At 68.9% G+C, this 14395-nt stretch carries 12 protein-coding genes and 2 pseudogenes; 10 read left to right on the top strand and 4 right to left on the bottom strand.

Going from position 1 to position 14395, the window contains the following annotated elements:
* Window positions 1-99: 99 nt before the first annotated feature.
* Window positions 100-2349 carry an AAA family ATPase gene (locus ABZV91_RS15615; protein ID WP_355241289.1) on the bottom strand — a complete coding sequence of 750 codons (2250 nt, stop codon included), beginning with the start codon at window positions 2347-2349 and terminating at the stop codon, window positions 100-102.
* A 277-nt stretch (window positions 2350-2626) separates the two neighbouring features.
* On the opposite strand from ABZV91_RS15615, the gene ABZV91_RS15610 reads away from it, so the two are divergent.
* Entirely contained in the window at window positions 2627-4642 is a 2016-nt protein-coding gene (locus ABZV91_RS15610) for a serine/threonine-protein kinase (RefSeq protein WP_355241286.1), read from the top strand.
* A gap of 33 nt (window positions 4643-4675) precedes the next feature.
* On the opposite strand, the gene ABZV91_RS15605 is transcribed toward ABZV91_RS15610, so the two are convergent.
* Window positions 4676-5143, bottom strand: coding sequence for a hypothetical protein (locus ABZV91_RS15605; protein ID WP_355241283.1), 468 nt, complete (start codon window positions 5141-5143; stop codon window positions 4676-4678).
* A gap of 107 nt (window positions 5144-5250) precedes the next feature.
* Window positions 5251-5412 (bottom strand): hypothetical protein, encoded by a 162-nt coding sequence (locus ABZV91_RS15600; protein WP_355241280.1) that lies wholly within the window; start codon window positions 5410-5412, stop codon window positions 5251-5253.
* A gap of 200 nt (window positions 5413-5612) precedes the next feature.
* On the opposite strand from ABZV91_RS15600, the pseudogene ABZV91_RS15595 reads away from it, so the two are divergent.
* Window positions 5613-6064, top strand: a pseudogene (locus ABZV91_RS15595) (SRPBCC family protein).
* On the opposite strand, the gene ABZV91_RS15590 reads toward ABZV91_RS15595, so the two are convergent.
* Window positions 6039-7085, bottom strand: a complete 1047-nt coding sequence (locus ABZV91_RS15590; protein WP_355241277.1) for a beta-ketoacyl-ACP synthase III — start codon at window positions 7083-7085, stop codon at window positions 6039-6041. The pseudogene ABZV91_RS15595 and the gene ABZV91_RS15590 sit on opposite strands and share 26 nt — an antisense overlap.
* Before the next feature lie 259 nt (window positions 7086-7344).
* Between ABZV91_RS15590 and ABZV91_RS15585 the strand changes: the two genes are divergently transcribed.
* The 8 genes and pseudogenes from ABZV91_RS15585 to ABZV91_RS15550 form a co-directional block, all read left to right on the top strand.
* Window positions 7345-7605 carry a GlsB/YeaQ/YmgE family stress response membrane protein gene (locus ABZV91_RS15585; protein WP_355241274.1) on the top strand — a complete coding sequence of 87 codons (261 nt, stop codon included), beginning with the start codon at window positions 7345-7347 and terminating at the stop codon, window positions 7603-7605.
* A gap of 142 nt (window positions 7606-7747) precedes the next feature.
* Window positions 7748-8473: a phosphatidylserine decarboxylase gene (locus ABZV91_RS15580; protein ID WP_355241272.1), complete on the top strand. Its 726-nt coding sequence runs from the start codon at window positions 7748-7750 to the stop codon at window positions 8471-8473.
* Window positions 8473-9396: a phosphatidylcholine/phosphatidylserine synthase gene (locus tag ABZV91_RS15575; protein ID WP_355241364.1), complete on the top strand. Its 924-nt coding sequence runs from the start codon at window positions 8473-8475 to the stop codon at window positions 9394-9396. Before ABZV91_RS15580 ends, ABZV91_RS15575 begins: the two co-directional genes overlap by 1 nt.
* Window positions 9397-9454: 58 nt before the next feature.
* Entirely contained in the window at window positions 9455-10213 is a 759-nt protein-coding gene (locus ABZV91_RS15570) for a Clp protease N-terminal domain-containing protein (RefSeq protein ID WP_355241269.1), read from the top strand.
* Between the two features lie 170 nt (window positions 10214-10383).
* Window positions 10384-10677 (top strand): hypothetical protein, encoded by a 294-nt coding sequence (locus ABZV91_RS15565; RefSeq protein ID WP_355241266.1) that lies wholly within the window; start codon window positions 10384-10386, stop codon window positions 10675-10677.
* A 368-nt stretch (window positions 10678-11045) separates the two neighbouring features.
* Window positions 11046-12671, top strand: coding sequence for a chaperonin GroEL (groL, locus tag ABZV91_RS15560; RefSeq protein WP_355241264.1), 1626 nt, complete (start codon window positions 11046-11048; stop codon window positions 12669-12671).
* A gap of 145 nt (window positions 12672-12816) precedes the next feature.
* A complete protein-coding gene (locus tag ABZV91_RS15555; protein ID WP_355241261.1) occupies window positions 12817-13977 on the top strand; it encodes a tetratricopeptide repeat protein in 1161 nt (386 codons plus the stop codon).
* A gap of 240 nt (window positions 13978-14217) precedes the next feature.
* A pseudogene (locus tag ABZV91_RS15550) lies at window positions 14218-14395 on the top strand (TCP-1/cpn60 chaperonin family protein); the annotation flags it as partial.

Genomic DNA, 14395 nt, shown 5'->3' with positions numbered 1-14395 from the left:
CTGGGACAATCGTACAGATTAAGAGATGCTCACTCGTATCCGGCTACCCTCTGGCAACGATTTCACCAGGTCAGGCATATCGGACAGAACGGGAACCGGTCAGCGACGCGACTCCGCGTACCGGCGCAGCGACTCCACCTGTTCGCGGTCCAGCGAGGGGCGCACCGCGCGGCGGGCGGCGGCGATATCCGCGGCTGTCACATCCGCGGCGTCCACATCGCGGCGCATGGCCGCCAGCGCCGCCTCGCGCAGCAGCGCCGCGCAGTCCGCGGCCGAGAAACCGTCCAGCTCGGCCGCGAGCCGGTCCAGGTCCACCGACTCCGCCAGCGGGACCGCGCGGCCGGTGGTGCGCAGAATCGCGGCCCGGGCCTCGGCGTCCGGCGGGGGCACGAACACCAGCCGTTCGAGCCGGCCCGGCCGCAGCAGGGCCGGGTCGATCAGTTCCGGCCGGTTGGTGGCGCCCACGACCACCACATCGCGCAGCGGCTCCACGCCGTCCAACTCGGTGAGCAGCGCTGCCACCACGCGGTCGGTGACTCCGGAATCGGAGCTCTGGCCGCGGCGCGGCGCCAGCGCGTCCACCTCGTCCAGGAAGATCAGCGAAGGCGCCGAGTCCCGGGCCCGCTGGAACAGCTCGCGCACCGCGCGTTCGGAGGAGCCCACCCATTTGTCCATCAGCTCCGCGCCCTTGACGGTGTGGACGCTCAACTGACCGCTACCCGCCAGCGCCCGCACCAGGAAGGTTTTCCCACAGCCGGGCGGTCCGTACAGCAGCACCCCGCGGGGTGGTTCGATACCGAGCCGCGCGAACGAATCCGGGTGGCGCAGCGGCCAGAGCACCGATTCCGTCAGCGCCTGCTTGGTCTCGGCCATATCGCCCACATCGTCGAGACCGAGACTGCCGATGGCCAATTCCTCGGTACCCGAACGCGACAGCGGCCGGATGACCTCCAGGGCGCCGCTGAGGTCCGCTTGCTCGAGCAGTGGTTCGGTGCCGTCCCGGCTCGCTCGCGCGGCCGCCCGCAGGGCCGCCTCCCGGCACAGCGCGGCGAGATCGGCGACCACGAATCCCGGGGCGGACGCGGCGATCTCGTCCAGGCGGAGCTCGCCGGTGGGTACCTTGCGCAGCAGCTGTTCCAGCAACGCCCGGCGCAACCCGGCGGTGGGCAGCGCCAGCGCGACCTCCCGGTCGCACAGATCGGGCGCCCGCAACCGCCGGTCGATCGCCGTCGGATGCGCTGTGGTGGCCAGCAGCGCCACACACGGTTCGGCCATCGCCGCCCGCAACTGGTCCAGGATCAGCGTCGCGACCGGTTCGGGCGGTTCGGGTAGCAGCGCGTCGATATCGGTGATGAGCAGGACGCCACCCCGGCCCGACCCCACGGCCGCGGTCGCGGCGGCGACCGCCCGCAACCGGGCCCCGCTCTCCGCCGCGCCCACCGACGGCCCGTCCAGCTCCACGATCCGGCGCGGCGCCACGACCGCTCTGGCCAGCGTGGTCTTTCCCACTCCGGCCGGTCCGGTGATGAGCACACCGAGGCGCGGGGTCGCGCCGAGTGCCTTGAGCAATTCGGGTTCGTCCAGGGCCAGGCTCAGCCATTCGGTCAGCTTCGCCGCCTGCTGCTGTACCCCGGCCAGATCCTCCACCTTCAGTTCGGGCGGCGGTGCCGGCGCGACCGGCACGGACCCGGGCAGCTCACCCGTCATCGTCTCGGGGTGGCTCGGCGGCAGTGGCTGGTGCGGGCCGGGATGCTCGTTCACCCGGAGGGGGGCCGGCTCGTCACCGGCGGCCACCCCGGCCGTCCAGTCGACCGCCGTGTTCGGTTGCACACTCACCGGCGCACCGGCCGGGTCGGTGGTGACCACGGTGAGCAATTCGGAGGTCCAGGCGATCCCGAACGCCCGCGACAACGCCTGACTCGCCACCGACGACGGAATATCCGGCCCCAGCTCGCGCGGCAGCAGGGACACCGTGTCGCCCACGGTCACCACCTTGCCGAGCAGCGCCTGGCGCAGCGTGGCCGCCGGGATCGACCGGGTGGCCTGCCGGGATCCGCTCACCGTGATGCGCCGGGCGCCGTACACCACGGCCGGCGACACCACCACCCCCGCGTTCTCCCGCAGGCCGGAATTGGACAGGGTCACATCGTCGAGAAGCGCGGTACCGGCCGGGGTCCCCGCGGGCGCCCGGCCCACCACGGCCGCGGTCCGGCGGGCGCCGACGAGTGAGACTCCGTCCCATTCGCGTAGGCCGAGAGCGGCGAGCGCTTCGGGATGCAGCCGGACCACCCCACGCCGGGCGTCGGCGGCGGAGGGATTCAGACGAACGGTCAACGCCAACTCAGCCACCGTGCCATTCTGCGCCGCATCCGGGAATGCGGGGGCGTGGGCCCGGTGACCGGGGCCGGAATCACCGTCTCGGGCGCCGAGGGGCTGCCGTGCCCGGAATCGGCGACCGGCTCACGCTTCCGGGAATCCGGCGGCTCATCGGCGTTGATGCGCTGTCCGTGCCGCGATACAGTCGCGGCGCCCGCCGGGCATGGCCAGTGGCCTGGCCGGGCCGGGCCGGGACCGCCGAGGCGGACCGTGGCGGACAGGCGCAGCCGCCCGGACGGGGAGGACGAGGATGGACGAGGTTTTCGGGCGCTACCGGTTGCGCGAGAAGATCGGCGAGGGCGGAATGGGGCAGGTCTACCGTGCCTACGACACGGTCACCGACCGGTTCGTCGCGGTGAAAGTGCTGCCCGCGCATCTCTCGGCCGATGCCGGCTACCGCGAACGCTTCCGGCGGGAGGCCCATGCGGCGGCCCGGTTGCGCGAACCGCATATCGTGCCCATCCACGATTACGGTGATATCGACGGACGCCTCTTCCTGGATATGCGGCTGGTCGACGGCGAGGATCTGAAAACCGTCCTCGACCGCTCCGGGGTGCTGCCCGCGCAGGCGGCCGTTCACCTCGTCGACCAGGTCGCGGCGGCGCTGGACGCCGCGCACGCCGAGGGGCTGGTGCATCGCGATGTGAAGCCCTCGAACATCCTGCTGGCCGAGCGTGGTTTCGCCTATCTGATCGACTTCGGTATCGCCCGCTCCGCCGCCGACGCCGGGTTGACCAGTACCGGCGTCGCCGTCGGCACGGTCGCGTACATGGCTCCCGAACGGCTCAGCACAGGACGTGCCGACCAGCGCGCCGATGTGTACGCGCTGGCCTGTGTCCTGTACGAATGCCTCACCGGCACCAGGCCGTTCGAGGGCGACAGTCTCGAACAGCAGATCGCCGGCCACCTGACCATGCCGCCGCCGGGACCGAGCGCCTCCCGGCCGCCACTGCGACCTTTCGACGAGGTCGTCGAGCGCGGTATGGCCAAGGATCCCGATCGGCGGTACGGCACGGCCGGAGAACTCGCGGACGCGGCGCGCGCGGCGCTCGAGAATCTCGCGTTTCCCGCCGGAGGTGACCACGCGCCGCGCTACTCCCGGACCGCGCCCACGGTCGCCGTGGCGCTGGGCGCCGATCCGACGGTCGAGCGGCGCGGTTCGGCCCGGCCGGATCTCGGTGCGGCCGCGGTCGGTGACGACAGCGCGATGCCGGGGGCGGCCGCGTTCCCGGGCGAGTCCCCGGTCGCGCCCGCCGCGGAGCCGATGGCGCGGCGGGCACCCGTGGAATTCGTTCTCGCCGCGGCGGCGCTGGCGCTGGCCGTGGTGGTCGTCGTGGTGGTGATCGCCACGTCCGGGCCGGAAGAGAAATCGGGGCCCGCGCTCGCCGGCACGATCCGCCTCGCCGGATCCGCGGATCGGATCGCCGTCGACCCCTCGACCGACCGGCTCTATGCCACCGATTCCGCCGGCGGCTCCTTATCGGTGATCGATACGACTACGCGAACGGTGACCGCGACGATTCCGGTCGGTGGAAAACCCGGTGCCATCGCGGTCGACCCGGGCACCCACAACCTCTTCGTCACCTTCGAGGACGAGGGTGGGTCGGTAGCGGTGATCGACCCCGGGGCACGCCGAGTTCTCGCGACGGTGGCGATCGGCTTCGCCGCCGAGGATCTGGTGCCGGACCCGGCCGGCTCCACCCTGTACGCCGTCGGCCCGCGTGGCGTGGCGATTATCGATATGGGCGCCCGCGCGGTGACGGCGACCGCCCCCGGCGACTTCTCCACCGGCCAGGCGGCTCTGGATCCGGCGGCGCGCGCCCTCTACGTCACCGATGACGAGGGGTTGGCGGTGTTCGACACCGGCAGCCGAGCGGTCACCGCGACGATCGCCCTCGGCGAGGACGCGCACGCTCTCGATGTGGCGGTCGACCCGACGACCCACACGGTCTACGCCACGCGGATGTCCACGGCAGGAGACGGCGACGAGCGGTTCTTCTCGATCGTCTCCGGGGATTCGCGCCAGGTCCGCGGCTCGGTCCCGGTGCACGGCAACGCACTGGATCTCGCCGCCGACCCCGATTCGCATACCGCCTACGTCGTCAACTATCACAACGTCGAGGTGATCGACACCCGCGCGAACACGGTCGCCGCCACCGTCGATCTCGGTTCCGCCGGTATCCCGAGCGACATCACGATCGATCCCGGCGCCGATACCGCCTATCTCGCCCACGGCAACGACACGGTCTCGGTGATCAGTAGCTGAAAGTGTGCGGCCGCGGCGGGCCGCACCCGTCCGTCAGCCGTTGACGACGATCCCCGCCACCGCGGCGACCTTCTGATCGGCCAGCTTCTCGGAATTGCACACCAATTTCGCGGTGCCGAGCGCAGCGTTGGGGTTGCCGACGAACGCGCTGTCGGGGTTCTCGGCGAGGATCTGGCCGATGAGTTGCTGCTGCTGCGGTTCGTCGAGCTGTGCGAACCGACCGCAGGTGGTGTCGGAGGCGCGGCCCGAGGCGGGGGCATCGCCGGTGGATTCGTCCTCGGTCACGGTGGTTTCCGGGGGCTGCTCAGAGGTTTGCTCCGAGCCGGGAGCGGTGGTTTCGGTGGTACCGCCGTCGCCGGATCCGGTCTGCGCCGTCTGCGCGGTCGCGGTGTTCTTGCGCAGGCCCGACGCTTCGGCCGGCTCTTCTTCGGCGGAGCAACCCGAAAGCATCAGCGCCGCGGCGGCGGCCGCGGCGAGCACAACAGTCGATATTCGCTTCATAACGCATTCCCCGGTGGTCAGCCACGCCGGAGCCTCCGGCGCGACCAGCAGCGTACCGGGTGGCGTGCGACGGCCCCGGCCGCAGCCGGGGTTCCGGACGCCGGGGTTCAAACTCGGTGGCGCAGGACCATATCCAGTTCGGTCGGGGTGAGCAGACGTTCCAGCCGTTCGTCGATCCTGGCGTTCGCGGAGGGGTCGTCGGGTTCGAGTGCCGGGAGTTGCGGCAGTCCCTCGGTGGTCTGGCGGCGCAGTAGCGAGCGAAAGTTCACGGCCCATCACCTCACGGGTAGCTGTGTGTTTGCTGGCGACGCGACTTGCTGGCGGTGGTTATCCGGCAACCGATGGGGTCCCGTCATCGATTCTGCTTCCGGATCGGTGATATCGATACACGGCGCGGGAAAATGTGACCGAGCCGTCGCCAACCGCTACTCTTTCTGATACTTGGAGTTTCACCTACCCGGAGGCAGTGTTGCCGAAGAATCTGGAAGCCAGCATCGATATCGCCGCACCGCCGGAGCGGGTCTGGGCGGTACTCGCCGACCCGAGCCGCATGCCGGAGTTCAGCCCCCAGTGTGTGCGGATGGTCCCGATCGGTAAGCCGAGAGCGGGCACGCTGACGGTCAATCTCAACCGGGACGGATGGAAATTCTGGCCGACCACCTGCGCATCCTGCGCTACGAGAAGAACAGCGCGCTGGCCTTCCGGGTGAGCCAGAACCGGACGGTCTGGACCTACACCCTCGAGCCCACCGAGAACGGGACCCGGCTCATCGAACGCCGGGATGTTCCCAACGGCACCACCTGGGTATCGCGGACCCTGATCGATGCGGTGCTCGGTGGGGAAGCGGCGTTCGAGGAGAACCTGGTGGCCGGGATGAACGAATCGCTGGCCAAGATCAGGACAGCGGTCGAGGCGCGCTGAACTTCGGCAGGTTCACGACCTGGGCGGCGTAGGAGAGTCCGGCGCCGAACGCGATGAGCAGTGCGGTGTCGCCGGGCTGGGACTGCCCGGTACGCAACAGGTTCTCCATCGCCAGCGGGATCGAGGCTGCCGATGTGTTGCCGGCCTCCTCGATATCGTTGGCCAGCGCGCAGTTCTCCGGCAGTTTCAGCACCCGCGCCATGATCTCGATGATCCGGCCGTTGGCCTGGTGGGGGATCATGGCGTCCAGGTCGTCGGTGGACAGGCCGGCGCGGTCGATGGCGTCGCGGCAGACCTTCTCCAGGGAGTGCGCCGCCCACCGGAACACCGCGGTGCCCTCCATGGCCAGATAGGGGCGGACGGCGTCGGTGCCCTTCTCCTCGATCTCGGCGAAGAACTGGACCCAGTCCTTGTCCTGGCGGATGACCCGGTGCTGGGTGCCGTCGGAGCCCCAGACCGTCGGCCCGATGCCCTGTTCCTCGGCCGCGCCCACCACCACGGCGCCCGCGCCATCGGCGAACAGGAACGCGGTACCGCGGTCGGCCGGGTTGACGGTGTCGCTGAGTTTCTCCACTCCGATGACGAGCACATGCGAGGCGGTGCCCGCGCGGACCAGATCCGAGGCCATGGCCAGGCCGTGGCAGAACCCGGCGCAACCGGCCGAGATATCGAAGGCCGCGGCGCCGCCGGTGCCGAGTTCGGTGGCGATCCGCGGCGCGGCCGCGGGCGTCAGCAGCAGATGGGTCGAGGTGGCGACGATGACGCAGTCGACCTGATCGCCCGCGATACCGGCCGAGTCCAGGGCGCCGCGACAGGCGGCCACGCTCATCGAATGGATGGTCTCGGTGTCGTCGGCGAAGCGGCGCGTGCGGATACCCGACCGGGTTCGGATCCACTCGTCGCTGGAATCGATCGGTCCGGCTACTTCGTCGTTGGTCACGACGCGTGCCGGGCGGTATACGCCCAGCCCCAGGATCGCGGTGTGCTGGGCCCCGGTCGTCTGGGCGATCTGAGTAGCCATGGTGCTTCTCCTATGTACCTGCGGCTGGGTCGCCGCGAGGGTGGACCCGATTTCGATGTGGATTCCTCACCCGTGGGCCGCGTGCTCGCGGTCACCGGGCAATCCGGAGACATGAGGCACCCTCATATTATCCCCAAGTGCGGGCGACGGCATCGCTTATTCGAGATTCGCCGGGGTTATCGAGATCGACTCCGGGTATTGCGGCGATACACGCCCGCGGCCGCGGGCGGGTACCCGGAGAACAAGCGAGGAACAACTCATGCTCGGACTCGGCATCATCGGCTGGATCATCATCGGCGGTATCGCCGGCTGGATCGCCAGTAAGATCATGAAAACCGACGCCCAGCAGGGCATTCTTCTCAATATCGTGGTAGGTGTCGTGGGCGGCCTGATCGGCGGCTTCCTGCTCTCGGCATTCGGTGTCGACGTGAACAGTGCCGGCTGGTTCTTCAGCTTCTTCACCTGCCTGGCCGGCGCCGTCATCCTCCTGTTCCTGGTGAAGTTGGTCGTACGGAGGTAGGTCTCGGTTCGACACCCGGTGCCACCGGCCCGTTCGGCGTAAGGTGTGAACGCTTGCGCCGACAGGGTCGGCCGGCCCGTGCGCGGGGACCGGTCGCCACCCGGAGTCCGCGCCGATCGAACCGAGTACGAAAGAGGAATCAGTGGCACGCCGTCCCACGCCGCCCGGCACCCCGGAAACTACCGGCCCGGCCCATCTGGCCGATCTGGTGCGCAGTGCGATCCCGCCGATGCATCCGGCCGGATTGCCCTTCGTGGCCGTTCCGCTGGGAGTCGCGGTCCTGGGCCGCAGGCGGCGCTGGCTCCGCCGGACCGCGCTCGCGGCGGCCGCGGCGAGCGCCGCCTTCTTCCGGCACCCCCACCGGGTCCCGCCGAATCGGCCGGGCGTGGTGGTCGCCCCCGCCGACGGTGAGGTCGCCCTGGTCGATACGGCCGCGCCCCCGCCGGAGTTGGGTCTCGGCGATCAGCCGCTGCCCCGGGTGAGCATCTTCCTGTCGGTCCTGGACGTGCACGTCCAGCGCACGCCGGTCTCCGGCGTCGTGCGGGATGTGCGTTACCGGCGCGGGCAGTTCAAATCCGCCGACCTGGCCGATGCCAGCGAGGTCAACGAACGCAGCAGCATGCTGATCGACACTGCCGACGGGCAGCAGGTGGTGGTGGTCCAGATCGCCGGGCTGCTGGCCCGGCGCATCGTCTGCGACGCCGCCGCCGGTGACCGGATCACCATCGGCGACACCTACGGCCTGATCCGGTTCGGGTCCCGGGTGGACACCTACTTCCCGGCCGGGACCGAACTGCTGGTGAACATCGGCCAGCGGACGATCGGGGGGGAGACGGTGCTTGCGGTTCTGCCGTCGGCGGGCGCGTGATGGAGCAGGTCATCGAAGGCAGGCGGCGCCGATCGATCCGGCTGCTGCCGAGTATCGTCACCATCCTGGCGCTGTGCTCGGGACTGTCCGCGGTGCGGTTCGGTCTCGAGGGTGAACTGAAGATCGCCCTCGCCATGATCGGCGCGGCCGCGGTGCTGGACACCCTCGACGGCCGGCTGGCGCGGTTGCTCTCGGCGACCACCAAGATCGGCGCCGAGCTGGACTCCCTCTCCGATGCCATCTCCTTCGGGGTGGCGCCGGCGCTGGTGCTGTATGTCGTGCTGTTCAACGGCGAGAGCAGCGGTTCGGGCTGGATCATCGCGCTGCTCTTCGCGGTGAGCGTCGTGCTGCGACTGGCCCGGTTCAACACCCTGCTGGACGACGACACCCGCCCCGATTGGGCGCGTGAGTACTTCGTCGGGGTCCCGGCGCCGGCCGGTGCCCTCATCGCGATGGCGCCGATCGCGGTGTACGTGCAGTTCGGCGACGGCTGGTGGACGAGTTTTCCGGTGGTCGCGGCCTGGACGGTCTTCGCCGCGGCGCTGTGCGTGAGCACCATCCCCACCCTGGCACTCAAGTCGGTGTCGGTCGCTCCGCAGGCCGCCGCGGGCCTGCTGGTGCTGGTCGCGCTGGCCGGCGCGGCGCTGATCACCTACCCCATCGTGCTGCTGCTCGTGCTGATCGTGCTGTATCTCGGGCATATCCCCTTCGCGTGGTACTCGCGGCGCTGGGTGGCGGCCCGGCCCGAGACCTGGCAGTACAAACCGGCCGAGCGCCGCGCGCAGCGCCGGGCCGACCGCCGGTTGACGGTGCTGCGCCGCCCGGAGATCCGGCGGCCGGTGCTGCGCCGCCCCGAGATCCGGCGGCCGGTGCTGCGTGGTGATTCGCGGTTGCGGTTGCGCCGGCCGGGCGGGCGGAACTGAGGGATTCTGTCGTCAACTTCTGGTTGACGGTGATCATGCGTCAACCTATAGTTGACGCATGACAACAGTACGTCTGGACGACCTCATCGACGTCATCAAGAAGGCTCGGCCCGACAACGCCCTGGAACAACTCGCCGACGCGGTGGTCACCGCAGGTCATCTCGGTGAGCTGGCCGACCATCTGATCGGTCATTTCGTCGATCAGGCCCGCCGTTCGGGCGCCTCCTGGACCGAGATCGGTGCCAGTATGGGCGTGAGCAAACAGGCCGCCCAGAAACGCTTCGTGCCCAAGCCGCCGGGTGATCCCTCCGCCGAGATGGACCCCAATGCCGGATTCGGCAAGTTCACCGCGCGCGCCCGCATGGTCGTGGTCGCGGCCCAGGAGGCCGCCAGTATCACCGGCAGTGCCGAGATCTCCCTCGGCCACCTGGTGCTGGGCCTGCTCAGTGAGGCGGACGGCCTGGCCGGTCGGTTGATCGTGGAACAGGGGGTCGCCCTCGCCGATATCGCGAGCGCGGCGCTGACCGCGGTGGGCGGCGACGCGACGGCCGGGCCGGAGGCGCTCAAGGCCGCGACCGCGGCCGGCACGATGAGCGGGCTCGTCCCCTTCGGCGCCGACGCGAAGAAAGCGCTGGAGCTGACCTTCCGCGAGGCCCTGCGGCTCGCGCACAATTACATCGGCACCGAGCACATCCTGCTCGCCGTCCTCGAACTGGAGAACGGCTCGGGTATCCTCAGCGATGCCGGATTGCGTAAGGAGCCGATCGAAACCCGGTTGGCCGAGCTGCTGCGGCAGATCGTCGCCGAGAAGGAATAGCCGTACGCCCGCCCGTGGAGACGCTCGGGACTTCGTGCGGTGTGATCACCGCTATTCGAACCGGCCTGCGGTGAGTCGTGCCGGGTGGCGCCGGCCCACCGCGCCGGTGTTACCGCAGGCGGGGGCTCCGATGCGCCCGATCCGGGCCGCTATCCCGGTAATCTATAGCAATGGCGGATGAAACGGACTCCGACCTGGTGGCCGGTGAGCACCGGGATGATCTGCTGCGCGCATTGACCTACGTCTCCACCGAATCGTTGTCGGACGGGAGCTATGTGGTCAACGGCGATCTACCGCGGGAAGTCGCGCCACCGTTCATTCGCGCCATCATGCGGGTCGAGGCCGAACTGCTGCTGCACGATGCCGAATTCGTCACGATCGACGAGGGTGAGCCGCGCACCCCGGAGGAGCGGCGCGCGGATGCCTTCCTGGCCCTTGCCCTGCGAGTGACCGACAGCCTCTGAATTGTCTTCGGGGCCATCTCCGAAGTAGTGGGGAGGCTGTGTAGTTCTCCGGGCCGATCGAGGTGGACCACAGGCTGCCCCTTCCTGTCTGCTCCGGATGGTCTGCCTCAGTGGGCGGACCGGCCCCGACCCGCCCCGCCGGAGGCGGGGCAAAAGAGCACGACCTTGCACTCGGCACCTGCGAGTGCTAAAAATGGCTTTGGCACTCCCCACCGGAGAGTGCCAAGGTCGGGACGGTGAGATCGGGTACCACGACACCCCTGGTCGTCCGTCGCGGGCACCGAACCTGGCCACAAGCGTAGCTAAGGGTGACCCGACAATGCGGTCATCCTGTGTGTCAGCCTCATTACTTGGAGGATCTCACCACAATGGCCAAGACAATTGCGTACGACGAAGAGGCCCGTCGCGGCCTCGAGCGGGGCCTCAACAGCCTCGCCGACGCGGTCAAGGTGACGCTGGGGCCGAAGGGCCGCAACGTCGTGCTCGAGAAGAAGTGGGGCGCCCCCACGATCACCAACGATGGTGTGTCCATCGCCAAGGAGATCGAGCTCGAGGACCCGTACGAGAAGATCGGCGCCGAGCTGGTCAAGGAAGTCGCCAAGAAGACCGACGATGTCGCGGGCGACGGCACCACCACCGCCACCGTGCTCGCCCAGGCGCTGGTGCGCGAGGGCCTGCGCAATGTCGCGGCCGGCGCGAACCCGCTGGGCCTGAAGCGCGGCATCGAGAAGGCCGTCGAGGCCGTCACCGCCAAGCTGCTCGACTCCGCCAAGGAGGTCGAGACCAAGGAGCAGATCGCCGCCACCGCCGGTATCTCCGCGGGCGACCCGTCCATCGGTGAGCTGATCGCCGAGGCCATGGACAAGGTCGGCAAAGAAGGCGTCATCACCGTCGAAGAGGCGCAGACCTTCGGTCTGTCGCTGGAACTCACCGAGGGTATGCGCTTCGACAAGGGCTACATCTCGGGCTACTTCGTCACCGATCCCGAGCGTCAGGAAGCGGTCCTCGAGGACCCCTACCTGCTGCTGGTCGGCTCGAAGGTCTCCACCGTCAAGGACCTGCTGCCGCTGCTGGAGAAGGTCATCCAGGCCGGTAAGCCGCTGCTGATCATCGCCGAGGACGTCGAGGGCGAAGCCCTGTCGACCCTGGTCGTGAACAAGATCCGTGGCACCTTCAAGTCCGTCGCCGTCAAGGCTCCGGGCTTCGGTGACCGCCGCAAGGCCCAGCTCGCCGATATCGCCATCCTCACCGGTGGCGAGGTCATCAGCGAAGAGGTCGGCCTCTCCCTGGAGACCGCCGGCATCGAACTGCTCGGCCAGGCGCGCAAGGTCGTCGTCACCAAGGACGAGACCACCATCGTCGAGGGCGCGGGCGACGCGGAGGCCATCCAGGGCCGCGTGGCGCAGATCCGCACCGAGATCGAGAACTCGGATTCGGACTACGACCGCGAGAAGCTGCAGGAGCGCCTGGCCAAGCTGGCCGGCGGTGTTGCGGTCATCAAGGCCGGTGCCGCGACCGAGGTCGAGCTCAAGGAGCGCAAGCACCGCATCGAAGATGCCGTGCGCAACGCCAAGGCCGCCGTCGAAGAGGGCATCGTCGCCGGTGGTGGCGTGGCCCTGCTGCAGTCGGCTCCGGCTCTGGAGGACCTGAAGCTCGACGGTGACGAGGCGACCGGCGCGAACATCGTGCGGGTGGCGCTGTCGGCTCCGCTGAAGCAGATCGCCTTCAATGCCGGCCTCGAGCCCGGCGTCGTCGCGGAGAAGGTTTCCAACCTGCCCGCCGGTCAGGGCCTCAACGCCGCGACCAACGAGTACGAGGACCTGCTCGCCGCCGGTGTCGCCGACCCGGTCAAGGTCACTCGCTCGGCTCTGCAGAACGCGGCCTCCATCGCGGCCCTGTTCCTGACCACCGAGGCCGTTGTCGCCGACAAGCCGGAGAAGTCGGCCGCCGCGCCGGCCGATCCGACCGGCGGCATGGGCGGCATGGACTTCTGAGTCCGGTCACCCGGCAACCTTTTCGAATCGCGGGGCCGGTCCACCGTCAGGTGGGCCGACCCCACGCTCGTTCTTGCCCGGCTGCTTGATCGACCGACCTACGGAGTAGAAATTCCGTTGCTGTGGCGAACGTTTCGTCCCTGACGTGATTCTTGCCGGACTTGCCCGGGGTGGAGGGGAGGGCAATCCACATGAGCGGATTCTGGATATTATCAGCGGGGCGAATATTTCTGGTGCGCTCGAAAACTCGGCGGTCAGGGAGAGTTCGTCCTCGATTCGGGTGGGAGGCGTGATGAATCCGAGGCAGCGGGCCGGGGCAGCGATGGTGGGCGCAACGGTGGGTGGCGGGCTGGCCACCGTGTTGCAGCTGACCGTCGCGGTCTGGTCGTGGTGGATAGTGGTGGCGATTGCGGTGGGCGCCGGAATTCTCGCGTGGTGGAGGTTCGGGGGGACGGTCCGTGTCCTGAATCGCCGCAACAACCGTGCCGGTGCCTACCGGAGCGCGGGCCGGGTACAGAAGGCCGTCCCGCTGTTCGAGCGGAATCTCGCGGATGCCGAGCGGATCTTAGGGCCGGACCATCCCGACACGGTGACATTTCGCTACAACCTTGCCGACGCATACCAAGCGGCCGGCCGGTCGGCAGCGGCCATCCCGCTGTTCGAGCAGCATATCGCGCGGCGGGCGGAAACCCTCGGCGCCGAGAACCCGAAGGTTCTGACCTTCCGCAACATCCTCGCAGGCTGTTACGAGCAGGAGTACCGGTTCGACGAGGCGATCGCGTTGTACGAACAGACCCTCAGCGACTCGGTTCGCGTACGCGGGCCCGAACACAGCGCTACCCTGGCTGTTCAAGGTAATCTCGCTTATACCTACCGGAGGGCGGGTCGGTTCGCGGAGGCGGCCGATCTGAGCGAGCTCAATCTCGCAACGACGACGCGGGTTCGTGGACTCGACCATCCGGATACGCTCACGTCCCGCAACAATCTCGCGGGTGTCTATGCGCAGACCGGGCGGTTGAGCGAGGCAATCGCGCTACATGAACAGAATGTCGCCGAGTCGGTTCGAGTTCTGGGACCCGGCCACCGCGACACGTTGGTCAATCAGCTGAATCTCGCCGATGCCTACGAGAAGGCAGGTCGTTCGCGGGAGGCACTCGCGCTGTATGAGAGCCTCGCCGACTCGGTGCGGTCCCTCGGGCCCTCCTACACCGCGGGTGTCCAGGTGAGTCTCACCGCGCTCCGCCGGGAAGTGGGTCGCGCCGGTAGCGACGATCCGCCCGCTCGCTCGGGTGGCCACGACGTCTGATGGGACTATCACCTCGCTGTTCTGTCACGGCGGTGTGCTCACGACCCTTCTCCGGGATGATCGGAATGTGCGGCTCGCCATCGCGCGATAACACCATCGATTTCGCATTGAGTGCCGGGCCGATGGGATCGGGAGTGTGTGTTGAGGTTGCGTAGACCTGCTGCGATACGCTCGAGAACGCTGCTGTCGTAGCATTCGCCTTCCTGCCGAAGGCGGAGCGTGGACACCATCGCGCGATTGGTTTCCCACCTGCCCGCCGGCCAGGGCCTCAACGCCGCGACCAACGAGTACGAGGACCTGCTCGCCGCCGGTGTCGCCGACCTGGTCAAGGTCACTCGCTCGGCTCTGCAGAACGCGGCCTCCATCGCGGCCCTGTTCCTGACCACCGAGGCCGTTGTCGCCGACAAGCCGGAGAAGT

The sequence above is a fragment of the Nocardia sp. NPDC004568 genome (genome assembly GCF_040609955.1).
GTDB lineage: Bacteria > Actinomycetota > Actinomycetes > Mycobacteriales > Mycobacteriaceae > Nocardia.
The sequence above is the reverse complement of the archived record's forward strand: the minus strand, read 5'-3'. Positions and strand labels throughout refer to the sequence as shown.